The 17587-nt window shown below is 62.1% G+C and carries 19 protein-coding genes; 13 read left to right on the top strand and 6 right to left on the bottom strand.

Annotated elements, in window-relative coordinates; genetic code table 11:
- Window positions 1–91: 91 nt before the first annotated feature.
- Window positions 92–1666 (bottom strand): trimethylamine methyltransferase family protein, encoded by a 1575-nt coding sequence (locus FJ930_RS18265; RefSeq protein WP_140740889.1) that lies wholly within the window; start codon window positions 1664–1666, stop codon window positions 92–94.
- Window positions 1667–1956: 290 nt separating this feature from the next.
- On the opposite strand from FJ930_RS18265, the gene FJ930_RS18260 reads away from it, so the two are divergent.
- Window positions 1957–2655, top strand: coding sequence for a B12-binding domain-containing protein (locus tag FJ930_RS18260; protein ID WP_140495658.1), 699 nt, complete (start codon window positions 1957–1959; stop codon window positions 2653–2655).
- Between the two features lie 85 nt (window positions 2656–2740).
- Here FJ930_RS18260 and FJ930_RS18255 read toward each other — a convergent pair whose 3' ends face one another.
- Window positions 2741–2881 carry an entericidin A/B family lipoprotein gene (locus tag FJ930_RS18255; RefSeq protein WP_140740887.1) on the bottom strand — a complete coding sequence of 47 codons (141 nt, stop codon included), beginning with the start codon at window positions 2879–2881 and terminating at the stop codon, window positions 2741–2743.
- Between the two features lie 67 nt (window positions 2882–2948).
- On the opposite strand from FJ930_RS18255, the gene FJ930_RS18250 reads away from it, so the two are divergent.
- From FJ930_RS18250 to FJ930_RS18210, 9 genes are all read left to right on the top strand, one after another.
- Window positions 2949–3578 carry a DUF1638 domain-containing protein gene (locus tag FJ930_RS18250; RefSeq protein ID WP_140740886.1) on the top strand — a complete coding sequence of 210 codons (630 nt, stop codon included), beginning with the start codon at window positions 2949–2951 and terminating at the stop codon, window positions 3576–3578.
- A 225-nt stretch (window positions 3579–3803) separates the two neighbouring features.
- The gene (locus FJ930_RS18245) at window positions 3804–4577 is read left to right on the top strand and encodes a formyl transferase (RefSeq protein WP_140740884.1); all 774 of its coding nucleotides are present in this window, start codon (window positions 3804–3806) and stop codon (window positions 4575–4577) included.
- Between the two features lie 203 nt (window positions 4578–4780).
- On the top strand, window positions 4781–5083 hold the full coding sequence (locus tag FJ930_RS18240; RefSeq protein ID WP_137933169.1) for a virulence factor: 303 nt from the start codon (window positions 4781–4783) through the stop codon (window positions 5081–5083).
- The gene (locus FJ930_RS18235) at window positions 5076–5699 is read left to right on the top strand and encodes a methylenetetrahydrofolate reductase C-terminal domain-containing protein (RefSeq protein WP_140740882.1); all 624 of its coding nucleotides are present in this window, start codon (window positions 5076–5078) and stop codon (window positions 5697–5699) included. The genes FJ930_RS18240 and FJ930_RS18235 overlap by 8 nt, the downstream gene beginning before the upstream one ends.
- A complete protein-coding gene (locus FJ930_RS18230) occupies window positions 5696–6787 on the top strand; it encodes a methylenetetrahydrofolate reductase (protein ID WP_141839568.1) in 1092 nt (363 codons plus the stop codon). Before FJ930_RS18235 ends, FJ930_RS18230 begins: the two co-directional genes overlap by 4 nt.
- 81 nt (window positions 6788–6868) lie before the next feature.
- Complete coding sequence (locus FJ930_RS18225) at window positions 6869–7843, top strand: methyltetrahydrofolate cobalamin methyltransferase (protein ID WP_140765814.1); 975 nt, start codon at window positions 6869–6871, stop codon at window positions 7841–7843.
- The gene (locus FJ930_RS18220; RefSeq protein WP_141839567.1) at window positions 7794–9923 is read left to right on the top strand and encodes an ASKHA domain-containing protein; all 2130 of its coding nucleotides are present in this window, start codon (window positions 7794–7796) and stop codon (window positions 9921–9923) included. Before FJ930_RS18225 ends, FJ930_RS18220 begins: the two co-directional genes overlap by 50 nt.
- Window positions 9924–10206: 283 nt before the next feature.
- Window positions 10207–10392: a hypothetical protein gene (locus tag FJ930_RS30125; RefSeq protein WP_140740876.1), complete on the top strand. Its 186-nt coding sequence runs from the start codon at window positions 10207–10209 to the stop codon at window positions 10390–10392.
- 234 nt (window positions 10393–10626) lie between these two features.
- The gene (locus tag FJ930_RS18210; protein WP_141839566.1) at window positions 10627–11607 is read left to right on the top strand and encodes an alpha/beta hydrolase; all 981 of its coding nucleotides are present in this window, start codon (window positions 10627–10629) and stop codon (window positions 11605–11607) included.
- Window positions 11608–11874: 267 nt separating this feature from the next.
- On the opposite strand, the gene FJ930_RS18205 is transcribed toward FJ930_RS18210, so the two are convergent.
- Window positions 11875–12774 carry a LysR substrate-binding domain-containing protein gene (locus FJ930_RS18205; protein ID WP_140740870.1) on the bottom strand — a complete coding sequence of 300 codons (900 nt, stop codon included), beginning with the start codon at window positions 12772–12774 and terminating at the stop codon, window positions 11875–11877.
- 223 nt (window positions 12775–12997) lie between these two features.
- Between FJ930_RS18205 and FJ930_RS18200 the strand changes: the two genes are divergently transcribed.
- From FJ930_RS18200 to FJ930_RS18190, 3 genes are all read left to right on the top strand, one after another.
- Complete coding sequence (locus tag FJ930_RS18200) at window positions 12998–13183, top strand: hypothetical protein (protein WP_140740869.1); 186 nt, start codon at window positions 12998–13000, stop codon at window positions 13181–13183.
- Between the two features lie 360 nt (window positions 13184–13543).
- On the top strand, window positions 13544–13678 hold the full coding sequence (locus tag FJ930_RS30745; RefSeq protein WP_081295128.1) for a hypothetical protein: 135 nt from the start codon (window positions 13544–13546) through the stop codon (window positions 13676–13678).
- A gap of 269 nt (window positions 13679–13947) precedes the next feature.
- The gene (locus FJ930_RS18190) at window positions 13948–14949 is read left to right on the top strand and encodes a GlxA family transcriptional regulator (RefSeq protein ID WP_140740867.1); all 1002 of its coding nucleotides are present in this window, start codon (window positions 13948–13950) and stop codon (window positions 14947–14949) included.
- A 15-nt stretch (window positions 14950–14964) separates the two neighbouring features.
- On the opposite strand, the gene FJ930_RS18185 is transcribed toward FJ930_RS18190, so the two are convergent.
- From FJ930_RS18185 to FJ930_RS18175, 3 genes are all read right to left on the bottom strand, one after another.
- Window positions 14965–15762: an ABC transporter ATP-binding protein gene (locus FJ930_RS18185; RefSeq protein ID WP_141839565.1), complete on the bottom strand. Its 798-nt coding sequence runs from the start codon at window positions 15760–15762 to the stop codon at window positions 14965–14967.
- The gene (locus tag FJ930_RS18180; protein ID WP_141839586.1) at window positions 15759–16532 is read right to left on the bottom strand and encodes an ABC transporter permease; all 774 of its coding nucleotides are present in this window, start codon (window positions 16530–16532) and stop codon (window positions 15759–15761) included. Before FJ930_RS18180 ends, FJ930_RS18185 begins: the two co-directional genes overlap by 4 nt.
- Before the next feature lie 67 nt (window positions 16533–16599).
- Complete coding sequence (locus tag FJ930_RS18175) at window positions 16600–17550, bottom strand: ABC transporter substrate-binding protein (RefSeq protein ID WP_140740863.1); 951 nt, start codon at window positions 17548–17550, stop codon at window positions 16600–16602.
- Window positions 17551–17587: the final 37 nt, after the last annotated feature.

Raw genomic sequence — 17587 nt, 5'->3', positions numbered from 1 at the left:
ATCCCTTCTTGTCCGGATCGGAGAACGCGCTCCGCCAGACTTCCTTGTGGATGATGTTGGCGACTTTAGCCCCGCCTGACTCGGGCTCCTTTCAAGTGAAGGCGTCGGGCATCGACCCCTTCTTCCTGGCGATGAAGTCCTTCAGCGCTTCGTCGATGCTCGGGTCGAGATGCGGCGCCTCGTAGCTTTCCAGCCAGCGGCGTGCGAGATCGTTGGCACGCTGCGGTGCGGTCTTCTCGCCCTCGGCCAGCCACTGCTCGTAGGAATTGTTGTCGGCGATGTTGGAGCGGTAGAACGCAGTCTGGAAATTGGCCTGGGTGTGGTCGCAACCGAGATAATGGCTGCCCGGGCCGACCTGGCGGATGGCGTCCATGGCCTGGCCGTTTTCGGACAGATCGACGCCTTCGCAGAACTTCTGCTGCATGCCGAGCTGGTCGATGTCCATCATGAATTTTTCGTAGCAGGAGGCCAGCCCGCCTTCGAGCCAGCCGGCCGAATGAAGGACAAAGTTGGTACCGGCAAGGATGGTCGAGTTCAGCGTGTTGGCGCTTTCATAGGCCGCCTGCGCATCCGGGACTTTCGAGGCGCATAGCGAGCCGCCGGTGCGGAACGGCAGGCCGAGCCGGCGGGCGAGTTGCGCCGCGCCGTAAGACACCAATGACGGCTCCGGCGTGCCGAAGGTCGGCGCGCCCGATTGCATCGAGATCGACGAGGCGAAGGTGCCGAACAGCACCGGCGCGCCCGGCCGGATCAGTTGCGTGAACGAGGCACCGGCCAGCACTTCGGCCAGAACCTGCGTCAGCGTGCCGGCGACGGTCACCGGGCTCATCGCGCCGGCCAGGATGAACGGCGTGACGATGCAGGCCTGGTTGTGCCGCGAATAGACCTTCAACGCGCCAAGCATGGTCTCGTCGAACACCATCGGCGAGTTGGCGTTGATTAGGCTGGTCAGGACCGTGTTGTTCTCGACGAAGTCGTCGCCGAAGACGAGCTTGGCCATCGCCACCGTGTCCTCGGCGCGCTCCGGCGCCGTCACCGAGCCCATGAACGGCTTGTCGGAATATTTGATATGCGCGTAGACCATATCGAGGTGGCGCTTGTTGACCGGCACGTCGACCGGCTCGCACACCGTGCCGCCCGAATGGTGGATCGACGGCGCCATATAGGCGAGCTTCACGAAATTCTGGAAATCCTCGATCGTCGCGTAGCGCCTGACGCCATCGAGGTCGCGCACGAAGGGCGGGCCATAGACCGGTGCGAACACCGTGGCATTGCCGCCGATCTGCACCGAGCGCTCGGCATTGCGGGCATGCTGGGTATAGATGGATGGCGCGGTCTTCAGCAGCGAGCGGCAAAGACCTTTCGGGAAATGGACGCGCTCGCCCTTGACGTCGGCGCCGGCCTCTTTCCACAGCTGCAGCGCTTCGGCATCGTCGCGGAAGATGATGCCGATCTCTTCGAGCACCGTATCGGTGTTCTTCTCGATCAGGGCCAGCCCTTCCTCGTTGAGCACCTCATAGACGTTGATCTTGCGCTTGATATAGGTGAGTTGCGTGCCGGGCCCGCCGCCGGAGCGCGCCGCACGCCTGGCCGCCGCTCCACCGCTGGCGCCGCGCCCACGCCGTGAGTTTGACGCTTCCTGGTCTATTGCCGCGTGTTCGCTCATGATCGCTCTTCCCTGAATATGGCCTTGCCCGACTATGGCTGGCCCGTAACCGTTGCGGCCGCATGGCGCGGCTTTCGCCGGATCGTAGCCATGCACCCTATTCGAAACGGCCAGTCCGCGCCAACGCCTGTCGCAAAATCGACAAGAAAACCAATAGATTTTCCAGTCGCTTTCCTTTTGCGGGAAGTCGCAAATCAGCTATGGATACACAGCCGTTGCGGGTTAGGTATGAACGCCAATATTTTGTGCCTTGCGACACAGTCGCGATGCCGTAGGGAGCTGGGTAAAAAATGTCCGACGACGAGATCATCCTTTCCGAACTTTCCGACGACGAGTTGGTGCAGCAGATGCACGACGACCTCTATGACGGGTTGAAGGAAGAGATCGAGGAAGGCACGCGCATCCTGCTCGAGCGCGGCTGGGCGCCTTATAAGGTGCTGACCGAAGCGCTTGTCGAAGGCATGCGCATCGTCGGCGAGGATTTTCGCGACGGCATCCTGTTCGTTCCCGAGGTGCTTTTGTCCGCCAATGCGATGAAGGCCGGCATGTTCATCCTGCGCCCGCTGCTCGCCGCCACCGGCGCGCCCAAGCAGGGCAAGATGGTGATCGGCACCGTCAAGGGCGACATCCACGACATCGGCAAAAACCTTGTCGGCATGATGATGGAAGGCGCCGGCTTCGACGTCATCGACCTCGGCATCAACAACGCGGTCGAGAAGTATCTCGACGCGATCGAGCAGCATCAGCCGGACATCATCGGCATGTCGGCACTGCTCACCACCACCATGCCTTATATGAAGGTCGTCATCGACACTATGAAGGAAAAGGGCATCCGCGACGACTATGTCGTGCTGGTTGGCGGCGCGCCGCTCAACGAGGAGTTCGGCAAGGCTGTCGGCGCAGACGCTTATTGCCGCGATGCGGCGGTGGCGGTCGAGACCGCCAAGGACTACATGAAGCGCAAGCACAATGTGCGCGCTTCGGCTTGAACCTGACGGTTCCGCAATGACCCATGAAAAAGCCGCGCCTTGCAGCGCGGCTTTTTTGTTCCCAGATGATTGGGAAGGCTGCGGCTCAGGGTTTGGTGACGGTGTCGTTGACAGCCCTGGCCGTCGATTTGACGTCCTTGCCGACGCCGCGGACGGTGTTCGCGCAAGCCGTAAGGGCCAAGGCACAGGCAAGAATGGCAATAGGCGCTACGCGCAGCAGTTTCATGGATGGCGTCTCCCTCAAAAAGATAAATTAGCCCCACAGCAACGGGGCCCGCTCGACTGGTTCCATCATGGCCAAGACACAGAAAACGAAACCGAATCAAGCGGACAAGGTGCTCATTATCGCCTGCGGGATGATTGCCCGTGAGGTGTTGGCCGTCAAGGAACAGCTCGGGCTGGATCACCTCGAGTTGACATGTTTGCCGGCGGAGTTTCACTTCTATCCCGACCGCATCGCGCCGGCCATGGACAAGGCGATCGAGAAGGCCAAGGCGGAGGGTTATGAGCACATCTTCGTCGGCTATGCCGATTGCGGCACCGGCGGCCTGCTTGACCGCGTCTTGGAGAAGCACGGCGTCGAGCGCATGGCTGGACCGCATTGCTTCGCCTTCTATCAAGGCATGGAGTCCTACGCGAAGATCGCCGACGACGACATGATGTCCTTCTACATGACGGACTTCCTGTGCCGTCAGTTCGACGCCTTCTTCATGAAGCCGCTCGGCCTCGACAGGCATCCCGAACTGATCAAGGATTATTTCGGCAACTACGAGAAGCTGATCTACCTCGCCCAGACCGACGATCCGGAACTCGACAGGGTCGCCGAAAAGGCCGCCGCCCTGCTTGGGCTCGCCTATGAGCGGCGCGCCACCGGCTTCGGGGATCTGACGGCAGGACTAGCGAGTGCCGCGGCACACAGCTGACAACTAGGCCGCCCCTTCCCCGGCCCGCAGTGCAGCCACCAGATCGCAAAGCTCGCCCCTGCAGACGAATCCCAACCCGTCTCTCGCCGGCGACACATCGTAGACCGAGTTCAAGCGCTGACGATGCTTGGAGCGCCTGATCACCAAGGATTAACCCGGACGCCCTAGCATCCCACGCGCCAAGGCCGGAACCGGCCGCGTCTTGTCCAGCGGTGCGTCGCGACCATGGAACCCCAGAAGTCGAACATCGTCGTCGTCACCGAAGGCGGGCCGCATATCTGGGCGGTCATCAACGCCATTGTTGACGGTTTGGGTCCCGTCAACGTCATCCTCGAAACGCCTGAATCCAAAAAACAATTGCTGGTCAGGCGCGCCCGGCGCCAGGGTTGGGTCCCGGTCGTCGGCCAGTTGGGCACGATGGTGCTGACGCGATTGGGAAAGCGCTTTTTCGCCGGTCATGCCGACAAGATGATCGCCGAGCAGAACATGCAGACCGAACCGAAACCGGGGCAGTCGATCATACGCGTCCCCTCCGCCAACGCACCCGAATGCCTGGATGTCATCGCAAAGCTCCAGCCGGGCGTCGTGTTTCTCGCCGGCTGCCGGATGCTGTCACGCGCCACGCTGTCGAAAATTGCTTGTCCCGTTATCAACTACCACGCCGGCATCACCCCCAAATATCGTGGCATGAATGGCGGCTACTGGGCGCTGGCATCGGGCGACGCGCGGAATTTCGGCACCACCGTGCTCTTGGTCGATGCCGGCGTCGACACCGGCGGCGCGCTGCGGCAGGCGCGTGGCAAACCCGAACGCGGTGACAATATTTCGAGCTATGCCCTTCGGCAGGCCGCGTTCTCGCGCGACATCTGCGTGGCGGCGGTCCGCGATGTCCTGGCTGGCAGGCTCGTCACCATCGATCCGGGCCTGCCGTCACGGCAATGGTACCACCCGACGATCTGGTTTTATCTCTGGACGGGGCTCAGAACCGGAGTCTGGTAGGGTTTTCCTTGACGGAACCGTCTGCGGCAAGATGGCTTTTCCGGCACGTCGAACCTGTTGCCGGCACACGCCGGAAACGAATAAACGCGCCTTTCATTTTACGACATCCAAATGCGTCGCTTTTGAATGCGCGCGCGTCGTCCCATAACAAGCGGGCCAACGAGGCTTGCGGCAATGCTCCAAAGTTCGAGGAGCGAGAATTCATGGCCGATCTTATCGTCGTCTACTGGCGCGACATCCCTGCCCAGGTCATCGTCAAGAAGGGCCGGCAGAACGCCAAGCGCGAACTGCCGCTGCGCTTCACCGAGGCGATCGACATGTGCGCCATGCGCACTGGCGCCGGCGGAACCGACGACTATCTCGCTGAATGGCGCAAGGCCGATCCGGTCCCGGTCGGCGACGACCTCGAAGCCGAGGTCGAAAAGGCTTTTCACGAGCTCGATGCGAAATATGACCGCGAGCGGCTGGTCGCTCTGGTCAAGGCGGGTGGCAAAGAAAATGTCTGACACGACTCCTGTCAAAGATGGCCAAAGGGTTGTCCAGCCGGTTACCCAGGCCACGCTGGTCAAGAAGGCAGCGCCGAAATCCGATTACAAGCCGGCCGACGTGTCGCCGCAGCGGCGCGTGCAGCGCTCCTTTGCGGTGAGATTGTGGTCTATTCGGCACTCGCGATTGCTCGAATGGTTCTATGGCCGCTTCGCCGACACATTCCTGTTGCTGCATCCCTTGTGGAAAGGCATCGGCTATGGCCGCGTCGAAGCCCCGGTGAAGTTCGTCGAGAAGCGCGTCAAGGGCTTCATGTTCGACTGCCGCATGTGTGGCCAGTGCATTCTTTCGTCGACCGGCATGTCGTGCCCGATGAACTGCCCCAAGCAGCTGCGCAACGGCCCATGCGGCGGCGTGCGCGCCAACGGCAATTGCGAGGTCGAGCCCGATATGCCCTGCGTCTGGGTCAAGGCCTGGGAAGGTTCGCAGAACATGGTCAACAGCGACAGGATCCTGACCGTGCAGAAGCCGGTTGACCAGTCGTTGCGCGAAACCTCGGCCTGGCTACGTGTCACCGCGCAGGCGGCGGCAGCCCGTGAAACCGCCGCCGCGCCAAAAACCGGAGCCGCCGCATGAGCGCCCGTCAGCGCGACGAGAACCCGGACGGCATTCACCTGCCGCTCGATCCCCTGCCCGGCCACTCTTCACGCGGCCGGCTGGAGCGCGTGCTGCGGCGCGGCGAATTCGCGGTGACGACCGAGCTCAACCCGCCGGACAGCGCCGATCCCGAGGATGTCTACAACAGGGCCAGGATCTTCGATGGCTGGGTCGACGCCATCAACGCCGTCGATGCCTCGGGCGCCAACTGCCACATGTCCTCGGTCGGCATCTGTGCGCTTCTGACCCGCATGGGCTATGCCCCGATCATGCAGATCGCCTGCCGCGACAAGAACCGCATCGCCATCCAGGGCGACGTCCTGGGCGGCGCAGCCATGGGTGTCGCCAACATGCTGTGCCTGACCGGCGACGGCGTGCAGGCGGGCGACCAGCCCGGGGCCAAGCCGGTGTTCGACCTCGATTCCATGTCGCTGCTCGAAACCGTCCGCATCATGCGGGACAACGGCAAGTTCCTGTCCGGCCGCAAGCTTACGACGCCGCCGCAGGTCTTCCTCGGCGCTGCCGTCAACCCGTTCGCGCCGCCCTTCGACTTCCGCCCGATCCATCTCGGCAAGAAGATCGCCGCCGGCGCGCAGTTCGTGCAGACGCAGTATTGTTTCGACGTGCCGATGTTCAGGACGTTCATGCAGAAGGCGCGCGATCTCGGCCACACCGAGAAGGTGTTCATCCTGTGCGGCGTCGGCCCGCTCGCCTCGGCCAAGACGGCCAAATGGATCCGCTCCAACGTGCCGGGTATTCACATCCCGGAGGCCGTCATCAAGCGGCTCGAGGGCGCCCAGGACCAGAAGAAGGAAGGCAAGCAGCTCTGCATCGACATTATCAACGAGGTGAAGGAAATCGCCGGCGTCTCGGGTGTCCATGTGATGGCCTACCGCCAGGAGGAATATGTCGCCGAGATCGTCGATGAATCGGGCGTGCTCAAGGGCCGCCAGCCATGGAAGCGTGAGATTCGTCGCGACGATCAGATGGTCGCCGACCGGCTCGACCGCATCTTGCATGAGGACATTACCGAAACCCAGGTGGACATGGTGAAGACCGCGCATTGATCCGCGCGGAGAGCGACCATTCGCTTGATCAAAATCAGATAACGATATAAAGAACTCTTTATATCACGACGGAGAGATTTCATGACCCGGACCATCGTTGCCTCGGCGACACGAGAAATCATCATCGGCTTCGACCAGCCCTTCTGCGTGATTGGCGAGCGCATCAACCCGACCGGCCGCAAAAAGCTCGCCGCCGAGATGGTGGCCGGCAATTTCGAGACCGTCATCAAGGACGCACTGGAACAGGCAGCCTGCGGCGCCACCATGCTCGACGTCAATGCCGGCGTCACCGCCGTCGACCCTAACGCGACCGAGCCGGCCCTGTTGGTGAAGACACTGGAGATCGTCCAGGGTCTCGTCGACCTGCCGCTGTCGATCGACAGTTCGGTCACCGCCGCGATCGAAGCGGCGCTGAAGGTCGCCAAGGGCCGCCCGCTGGTCAACTCCGTCACCGGCGAGGAAGAAAAGCTCGAAGCCATCCTGCCGCTGATCAAGAAATACAACGTCCCGGTCGTCGCCATCTCCAATGACGAGACCGGCATTTCGATGGATCCGGACGTGCGCTTCGCCGTCGCCAAGAAGATCGTCCAGCGCTGCGCCGATTTCGGCATTCCGGCGCACGATGTCGTCGTCGATCCGCTGGTCATGCCGATCGGCGCGCTGGGCGATGCCGGCCGCCAGGTGTTTGCCCTGCTGCGCCGTCTGCGTGAAGAGCTCAAGGTCAACACCACCTGCGGCCTGTCCAACATCTCCTTCGGCCTGCCGCACCGTCACGGCATCAACGCCGCCTTCATCCCGATGGTGATCGGCGCCGGCATGACCTCGGCTATCATGAACCCGGTGCGTCCGCAGGAAATGGAAGCCGTGCGCGGCGCCAATGTGCTCAACGGCACCGACGAGAACTGCACCAACTGGATCAGGACCTACAAGGACTACAAGCCGTCCGAAGGCGGCCAGGCCGTTGCCGCTCCGACCGCTGTCAACGCGCCGGGCGAAGGCGGCGGCAATGGCGGTCGCCGCCGCGGTGGCCGTGAAGCCCGCATGGCAAGGGGATAAGCGCGCAATCGTGAATTCACCTGCAAACATTACCGATCCGCTCGTGCTGTTCATGCCGTCGGGCAAGCGCGGGCGGTTTCCTGTCGGCACGCCGGTGCTCGATGCCGCGCGCCAGCTTGGCGTCTATGTCGAGAGCGTGTGCGGCGGACGCGCCACCTGTGGGCGCTGCCAGGTCGAGGTGCAGGAAGGCAATTTCGCCAAGCACAAGATCGTCTCCTCCAACGACCACATTTCGGCCAAGGGCCCCAAGGAAGAGCGCTATGAGCGCGTGCGCGGCCTGCCTGAACGGCGCCGCCTCTCCTGCTCGGCACAAATCCTCGGCGACCTCGTCATCGACGTGCCGCAGGATACCGTCATCAACGCGCAGACCATCCGCAAGGATGCCGACACCAGGGTGATCGCCCGCGATACGGCGATCCGCATGTGCTATGTCGAGATCGAAGAGCCCGACATGCACAAGCCGCTCGGCGATCTCGATCGGCTCAAGATCGCGCTGATGAAGGACTGGGGCTTCAAGAATCTCGAATTCGACTTCTACCTGCTGCCGCAGGTGCAGGGCATATTGCGCAAGGGCAACTGGACCGCGACCGCCGCCATCCACAAGGATGCCGACAGCGACATCGCGCGTGTCATCGCGCTATGGCCCGGCCTCAAGAACGAGGCCTATGGGCTGGCCTGCGACATCGGCTCCACCACCATCGCCATGCATCTGGTGTCGCTGCTGTCAGGCCGCGTCGCCGCTTCGTCCGGCACGTCGAACCCGCAGATCCGCTTCGGCGAGGATCTGATGAGCCGCGTCTCCTATGTGATGATGAACCCGGACGGCCGCGAAGGCATGACGGTTGCGGTGCGCGAGGCGATCTCCAGTCTCGTCGACAAGGTCTGCGCGGAAGGCAACGTCCAGCGCAACGACATCCTGGATTCCGTCTTCGTCGGCAATCCGATCATGCATCACCTGTTCCTCGGCATCGATCCGACCGAACTCGGCGGCGCCCCGTTCGCGCTCGCCATCTCGGGCGCCGTGCGCATCAAGGCATCGGATATCGGCTTGAAGCTCAACCAGGGCGCGCGGCTCTACATGCTGCCTTGTATCGCTGGCCATGTCGGTGCCGACGCGGCTGCCGTCACGCTGTCGGAAGGTCCGCATCGCCAGGACGAGATGATGCTGATCGTCGACGTCGGCACCAATGCCGAGATCGTGCTTGGCAACCGTGTGCGGGTCGTGGCGGCCTCTTCTCCGACTGGCCCGGCTTTCGAGGGCGCCGAAATCTCCGGCGGCCAGCGTGCGGCGCCCGGCGCCATCGAGCGCGTGCGCATCGATCCCGACACGCTGGAGCCGAAATACCGCGTCATCGGCTCGGAACTGTGGTCGGACGAACCGGGCTTCCTCGACAGCGTGCAGGCGACCGGCGTCACCGGCATCTGCGGCTCCGGCATAATCGAGATCGTTGCAGAGATGTATCTCGCGGGCATCATTTCCGAGGATGGCGTCGTCGACGGATCGCTTAGCCTGCGCTCGCCGCGGGTCATCGCCAACGGCCGCACCTTCTCCTATGTGCTGAAGGAAGGCGAGCCGAAGATCACCATCACCCAGACCGATGTGCGCGCCATCCAGCTCGCTAAGGCGGCGCTTTATGCCGGCACCAAGCTGTTGATGGAAAAGCAGCACACCGAGCATGTCGACCGCATCCATTTCGCCGGCGCTTTCGGCTCCTTCATCGATCCGAAATACGCCATGGTGCTGGGCCTGATCCCCGATTGCGACCTGGACAAGGTCTCGGCCGTCGGCAATGCCGCCGGTGCCGGTGCGCGCATGGCGCTGCTCAATCGCGGCTATCGCCGCGAGATCGAGGACACGGTGAGCCAGATCGAAAAGATCGAGACCGCGCTGGAACCAAAATTCCAGGAGCATTTCGTCTATGCCATGGCGTTGCCGAACAAGGTCGATCCGTTCCCGAAACTGTCGGCGGCGGTGAAACTGCCGCCACGCAAGACGGTGAGCGAGGACGGTGTGGCAGGCGACGCCACCCCGCGCCGGCGCTCACGCGAAGGCCACGCCGCGCGTCGCGGCCGGGAGTAGTCACGCAAAGAAGAATGACGCGTGTCATCTGACGCCGCATTTTTCTGACAATCCTCGCGGCGCCGGCATCTCAGATCGAACTGATTGCCGCGTCCATGCCTGCCTTAATTACGTGGGCAAAATTCATTTGCATGCAAATGTTTCCGGATCGAGCCGATCCGGAAACCGAAACGCTGTTTTCGCGAAATCCATCCGATACATATCCAACGCATTTAGCGGACGTCGAAACGGCGGCCGGAGATCTCCACGACTGCGGCCGCCTCGGTTCTCAAGGGAGATAGAAATGTCGATGTTCGAAAATCTCGGCCGTTTTGGTGTGACCATCAGGCAGGCCCATGCCAGGAACAAGGCGATCCGCGCGCTGAACGCGCTGCCGGCCCATGTCCAAAAGGACATTGGTTGGCCAGCCTCGCCGCCCAATGATCCGCAGGCGGCACTCGCCTCGTTGCTCCTCGGCACCGCGCGCTGATGACCTTCGCAGACAAATGCAAATTGCTCGCCAGGCGCCGGGGGCCCCGCAGGTCCCCAGCGGCTGCCGGCAACCGGCCGCGCGCCGCACTTTTGCCGCGCCGCTGACAACAGCAGGGCGGATCACACCGCCGTGTGGACAAAGCGTAAATCTTGACATTTTTGGCCAACGCACGATCTTCGCAAGAGAGGGGGAATTCTCTTAGTCGGCTGTAGCCGAAGCTCGTGTATGCGCATGCCAAGTTTGAAAAGCCACTTCGTTTCCTTCGTGCTCAGGCATAGCCGCAAGAAGGCATTTTCCAGCCCGCAAAACCTGCGGCGCTGGATTGCTGCCGCGCGCAAGACGGAGGATCATCACCCGCCGGCCTCGTTGTACCAGCGTTTCAACATAGAAGCGCACATGGTCGACGGCTTTCCGGTCTACGAGATCGCCCCCAGGGCCGGCGAGCGCAAGCGGATACTCTACCTGCACGGCGGCGCCTATGTCTTTGAAATCACGCCCTATCATTGGCATCTGATTGCCGACATGGCCGACCGGCTGGGCTATGCCGTCACCGTGCCCATCTACCCCATCGCTCCCGAGCATGACTTCCACGCCATGTTCGGCATGGTTGGCGAGGTCTATCGCCGCATGCTCGACGAAACGGAGCCGGGCGACATCATCTTCATGGGCGATTCAGCCGGCGGCAACATGGCCGTGGTGCTGACCATGATGGCTGCGGAGAAGGGATTGGCACTGCCGTCGCGCCATGTGCTGATCTCACCTGGTCTCGACATGTCGCTCGCCAATCCCGAAGTGTTCGAGGCCGAGGGCAAAGATCCCTGGCTCGGCATCGCAGGCGGCCTGGAGGCGATCCGGATGTACAGTGCCGGCATCGACCGCACCGACTGGCATATTAGTCCGCTCTACGGCAATCTCTCCGTGCTGCCGAAGACACTGCTTCTGACCGGGTCGCGCGACATGCTCAGTCCCGACAATTTGATCTTCGCCAAGAAAGCGCGAGCCGCTGGTGTCGAGATCGATGTCATCTACGAGGAAGGCATGTTCCACGTCTGGCCATTGATCGATATGCCGGAATCGCGGCGGGCCCGCCAACGCATGGCCGCGTTTCTAAGCAGCGAAAAAGCCGCGGATCAGGGCAAAAGCGAGGCGATCAGTTGGTCGGTCAAGGCTTCGTCAAGCGATCCATTCAAGACCGGATTGGCGAGCATGTAGATCGCCTGCAATATTTGTTCGTAATGTTCTGGCTGATAGTCGATGTTTTCCCTGCATTCGATCAGATCAGCCCATGCTTCCACATCGGCAGCAGTAAGGGCTCCCGCTCGGGCCCGTTGTAGGACGCTCACGATCTGATCGGCAGCCAGCATAACCACTGGCGTTTCGGACCAGCCCAGCACTCCGATCATCTCAGCCAGACGATCAACCGGTTTGCGAACGAGACGAGATCGCCGAGCACCGAAGCTCGGTTCATCGCGACACCTGTCAGAATTTTCCGGTTTCCCGGAACACTTCGAACGTCGCGCGGATGTGGTCGGCGACGGCCCTTACCGGTGCGCTGGCGTCCGGTGCCACCACCATGGCCAGATTATACGTGCCGATGTCGGGCATGCCGTCCTTCGGGCAGAGCTCGACCATGTCGTTGCCAAGGAACGACTTCGGCAGCGGCGCCACGGCGAGATCGGACATGATCGCGGCACGCTGGCCGGCCGTATGGGCGCTCATATAGGCTATGCGGTAGTTGCGGCCCTCGCGTCCCAGCGCATCGAGCGCACCGGCGCGCCAGGCGCAGCCTTCTTCCCACAGCGACACCGGCAGCGGTTCGCGCAGATGCGCGCAGCCACCCTTGGCGCCGGCCCACACGATCGGCTCGGTCAAAAGCACCTCGGCCCCGAGCGCGCTGGTCTTGTAGGAGTTGGTCAGAAGCGTGATGTCGAGCGCGCGGTCATCCATGCGCCGGCGCAGATTGCTGCTCTGGTCGATGGTGACGTCGACGGCGATCGAGGGATGCGATTGCGCGAAACGCTTCAGCACATGCGGCAGCACGCGCTCGCCATAATCATCCGGCGAGCCGAGCCGGACAACGCCGACAATGTCGGGAATGATGAATTTCGAGACCACCTCGCGGTTGATCGACAGCAGCCGCCGGGCATAGCCGAGCAGCATTTCGCCATCCGTGGTCAGCGTCACCGAGCGGGCATCGCGCGCGAACACCGAGCGGCCAAGAATATCCTCCAGCTTCTTGATCTGCATCGACACCGCCGACGGCGTGCGAAAGACGGCATTGGCGGCAGTGGTGAAGCTGCCGGTCTCGGCAATCGCCACGAAAGTGCGCAAAACGTCAAGATCGAGCAGCGGCAGCGGATGATTGAGTGGGGCGTTCATGGCGATCAGCCTTCAATTTTTCTGATACAAAGTATCATTCCATTTCGTTTGATTGAACATCAAATCAGGAGCATAGTCAACTGCATCGATTGAGGATGCTGCCACAAGCAGCCATGAAACGACCCCGACACAGTCCTGCAATCGATATGAAATGAAGCTGAAACAGACCTGGCGTAACCAGCCGCTGCCTGGCATTGCCGCCTGGCGCATAAGGAGAAATGAAATGTCTATCCTGTCCTCCCTCGGCCGCATCGCGACCGAATTCAGCGCGGCCCGCGCCCGCTATCAGACCGAACGCGCCATCCGCTCCCTGCCAATCGAATTGCAGAAGGATATTGGCTGGCCTGAAGCTGCCGACACCAAGACCGGCATGCGCAACGGCATCGGATCCTGGGCTGGAGCAAAGTAGATCGTGTGTACCCTGTGCTGAAGGCCTGCCGCGCGGCCCGCCCGGCAGACCTTCTCGTTTTATTGGACGTTTCTTGTCGTTTTATTTGTATTCAAATGAATTCAGGAGCCATGCCGCCGCTGCATGGCGCATATGAACAAGCCGCATAGCATCTCATTTTCTGAACTAAGCCTCTGTAAACAATCGTGAATTCTGGACACCCCGCCCCGCCTTGTCGCGTTTGGTGTCGCTTTTCATATCAAGCGCTTCGCTTTTGCGATTTAGTTTCCGGTCACACAAGCCTATATCACCGCCAGCAAACGAGCTGCCCCACTCCATCAAGCGAAGGCGACCCGTCTGAGCAACCGATTGGAGATGATCATGAAGCTTTTTTCCCGCCTCTTTGCACGCCGCGAAATGAACCTGACCACCGCTCTCGAGCGCCAGCGCCTCGCCAACACCATGCCCGGCCAGACCGGCGCCATGGCTGCGGCGCGCCTCGGCTTCGTCGCCTAAATTTTTTTGAGACAGCGCTCCTTGCCGCTGGCTTCACGACTGTAACGCCGCCTGGCTCAAGCCAAGGCGGCGTTTCTGTTGCGCCGCGTTGCGCCCGGGCTTGTCCCTGGATCGCATCATGGGTTCCCGCCTGTGAATTGCCCATTTGCGACCCATGTCGCAAATTTAATCTTGTCCAAGCGGTGTAGCCAATTGACAAGCATGGGATTTCCTGATGTCGCTATGCTATTCGCGACATCCTGTTCGCGTCATGGCTGCGTGAGGTTCCCGTGAACGCCGTTAAGCATCCGATCAAGCGATCGTTTGTATTCTTCCTTATTCCCGATTTCACCATGATCGCTTTTGCGACCGCGCTCGATCCGTTGCGCTCCGCCAACCGCATGCTCGGCTACGAGGCCTATCGCTGGCGCCTCGCCAGCATCGACGGCAAGCCGGTGCGCGCCTCGAACGGTGTGGAATGCGCGGTCAACACCTCGCTGGAGGAGGAACGCAAGAAGATGGCGGGGCCGGATCGTCCCAACATGGCCATCGTCTGCAGCGGCATCAATGTCGAGCGCTACCAGAACAAATCAGCCTTCGCCTGGCTGCGCGAAGAGTATAATCGCGGCGTTGCCGTCGGCGGCCTGTGCACCGGCGCGCATATCCTGGCCTCCGCCGGCCTGCTGTCCAACAAGCGCTGCGCCATCCATTGGGAGAACCTGCCGGGATTTTCCGAGGCGTTTCCCAAGGCCAATGTCTTTGCCGACCTCTTCGAGATCGACCAGAACATCTATACCTGCGCCGGCGGCACCGCCGCGCTCGACATGATGCTGAAGCTGATCGGCGACGATTTCGACGAGAGCCTCGTCAACCGCGTCTGCGAGCAGGTGCTGACCGACCGCGTGCGCAGCCCGACCGACCGCCAGCGCCTGCCGCTGCGCGCGCGTCTTGGCGTACAGAACTCGAAAGTGCTGACCATCATCGAACTGATGGAGGCGAACCTCTCCGAGCCGCTGTCGCTGATCGAGATCGCCGATCATGTCGACCTGTCGCGTCGCCAGATCGAGCGCCTTTTCCGCACCGAGATGGGACGCTCGCCTGCCCGCTACTATCTGGAAATCCGGCTCGACCGCGCCAGGCATCTCTTGATCCAGTCCTCGTTGCCGGTGGTCGAGGTGGCGGTCGCCTGCGGCTTCGTCTCGGCCTCGCACTTCTCGAAGTGCTACCGGGAACTCTACGCCCGCTCGCCGCAGCAGGAGCGCGTCGACCGCAAGCAGTTGCTGGCGGCCTGATCCGAAATTATCGGATCAAGGCTCGGCTGGTTTCACCTGTGCTGTCCGCATCGCTTCGACGCGGATGTCCTCGGTCAGCCGCGCCTTCAACGCGGAAAACTCCGGGCTGGTCTTCAGCGTGTAATGGCGCGGATGCGGTAGGTCGATGGCGACGTCCGACTTGATGCGGCCCGGCCGCGCCGTCATCACGATGACGCGCGAGGCCATGAAGATCGCCTCCTCGATGTCGTGGGTGACGAACAGCACCGTCTTCTTGCGCCGTTCCCAGATGCCGAGCAGCAGCTCCTGCATAAGTCCGCGCGTCTGGTTGTCGAGGGCGCCGAACGGCTCGTCCAACAACAGGATCTCGGGATCGTTGGCCAGCGCGCGGGCGATCGCCGTGCGCTGCTGCATGCCGCCCGAAAGCTGCTTTGGCCAATGGTTTTCGAACCCCTTGAGCCCGACGAGATCGACATAGGAAGCGACGATCCCGTCCCGCTCCTTTTCAGCCATGCCGCGTTCGCGCAGGCCGAAGGCGATGTTTTCAGCGACCGTCAGCCATGGGAACAGCGTGTAGGACTGGAAGACCATGCCGCGGTCCGGTCCCGGCCGCGTCACGGCCTTGCCGTCGAGCAGCACGCGGCCTTCGCTCGGCGCCTCCAGGCCGGCGACGATCCTCAGCAGCGTCGACTTTCCGCAACCTGACGGCCCCAGAATGGTGATGAAGTCATTGGCGGCGACCGCCAGGTCGATCGGCATCAGCGCCTTGACCGGCTGTCCGCCGCGCACGCCGGCGAAGGTGCGCGAGACGCCCTCGATGAGAAGCTTGCTCACGCCAGGCTCCACGGAAACAGCCAGCGGTTGAACGCCTTGAAGGCGAAATCGGACAACAGCCCAATCAGCCCGATGACGATGATGCCGAAGATGATCTGGCCGGTTGCCAGCCGCGACTGGCTGTTGATGATCATGTAGCCGATGCCCGAGGACGAGCCGATCAGTTCGGCGACGATGACATAGGTCCACGCCCAGCCGAGCACGAGCCGCAGCGTTTCGGCGATTTCAGGTGCATTGGCCGGCATGATCACCCGCTTGACGATGCTGTTGTTGGTCGAGCCCAGCGTATAGGCGGCCTCGACCAGGTCGCGCCGTGTCGACCCGACCTTGACGGCGATGATCAGGATGATCTGGAACACCGAGCCGACGAAGATGACGAGCAGTTTCTCCAGTTCGCCAATGCCGGCCCACAGGATGAGCAGCGGAATGAAGGCCGACGCCGGCAGGTAGCGGGCGAAGGAGACGAACGGCTCGAGAAACGCTTCCACCGGCTTCCAGGCGCCCATGGCGATGCCGAGCGGCACGGCGACGACCGACGCCAGCACGAAGCCGCCGAAGACCCGCCAGATGGTGATCAGTATGTCGAGCCAGAAACGATCCTCGACCAGCAGGCGCCATCCGTCCCTGAGCATCGACAGCGGGTCGGCGAGGAAGATGCGGTTGACGTGGCCGCCAAGTGTGATCCAGGCCCAGAAGACCACGAACAGCACGAAGAAGGAAATGCCGAGCACGGTTCGAATGCTCGGCGAGACCGGATGCAAGGGGCGCATCTTCATCCTTTGTCGGTGGGAACGCGGCGGCGCCCAGCGCCACCCCATGATGCCCAGGGTTGATCCGTCAGTTCGCCACCGCGCTGGTGTCTGCAAGCGTGGTGACGTCGGGCGCTTCCTTGATCAGCCCCATCTGCAGCAAAAGCGCGCCTGCGGTCTTGGAAAAGTCCTGGAATTCCTTGGTGAAGAACTGCTTGTTCTCGGCCTTGTCGGCCCATTTCAGGTACTTCGCCGAATCCTCGAATTCCTTGGCCGACTGCTTCACGTCGGCGCCCATGATCTCGTAGGATTTCTGCGGGTCCTTCTTGATCAGGTCGAGCGCATCGAAATAGCTATCGGCCAGCGCCTTGGCGGCATCGGGATTGGCCTTGAGGAATTCGGGCGTGCAGCCGACCGTATCGAGAACCATCGGATAGTCGAGCGTGGTCGCCAGGATATGGCCCTGGTCGGCCTTGTCGCGCACCGCCGAGATGAAAGGCTCATAGGTCACCGCCGCGTCGTTCTGTCCGGCAAGGAAGGCTTGCGCCGCCGCGTCCGGCTCCAGATTGACGACCGTCACATCCTTGGTCGACATGCCGTTCTTGTTCAGCACCCAGGCGAGCAGGAAATAGGGTGACGTGCCCGGCGCCGAGGAAGCGACGGTCTTGCCCTTGAGATCGGCGACGGTCTTGATGTCGTTGCGCACGACGATGCCGTCGGCGCCATAGGATTTGTCGAGCTGGAAGATCTGCTTGGTGGTCACCCCGCTGGCGTTCCACACCAGCCAGGTCTCGACCGTGGTGGCGGCACATTGCAGGTCGCCGCTGGCGATGGCGAGCGGACGGCTGGCCTGCGGCACCTTCTTCAAGGTCACGTCGAGACCGTGCTTTTCGAAGAGGCCTGCCTGTTTGGCAAGCGTCAGCGGCGCGAAGCCGGTCCAGCCGCTGATCCCTATAGTCAGCGACGTGGCAGCCATGGCCGGCGCGGACAAGCCGGCGGCAAATGTCAGAGTTGCGGCAAGAACGGCGATCCTGGTCATGTCAGTTCCCCTTTTGTTTTATCTCAGGGGAATTGTC

Source organism: Mesorhizobium sp. B2-4-15 (assembly GCF_006658505.1).
In the GTDB taxonomy this organism is placed as follows: domain Bacteria; phylum Pseudomonadota; class Alphaproteobacteria; order Rhizobiales; family Rhizobiaceae; genus Mesorhizobium.
This window is presented reverse-complemented; position numbering and strand designations above follow the sequence as displayed.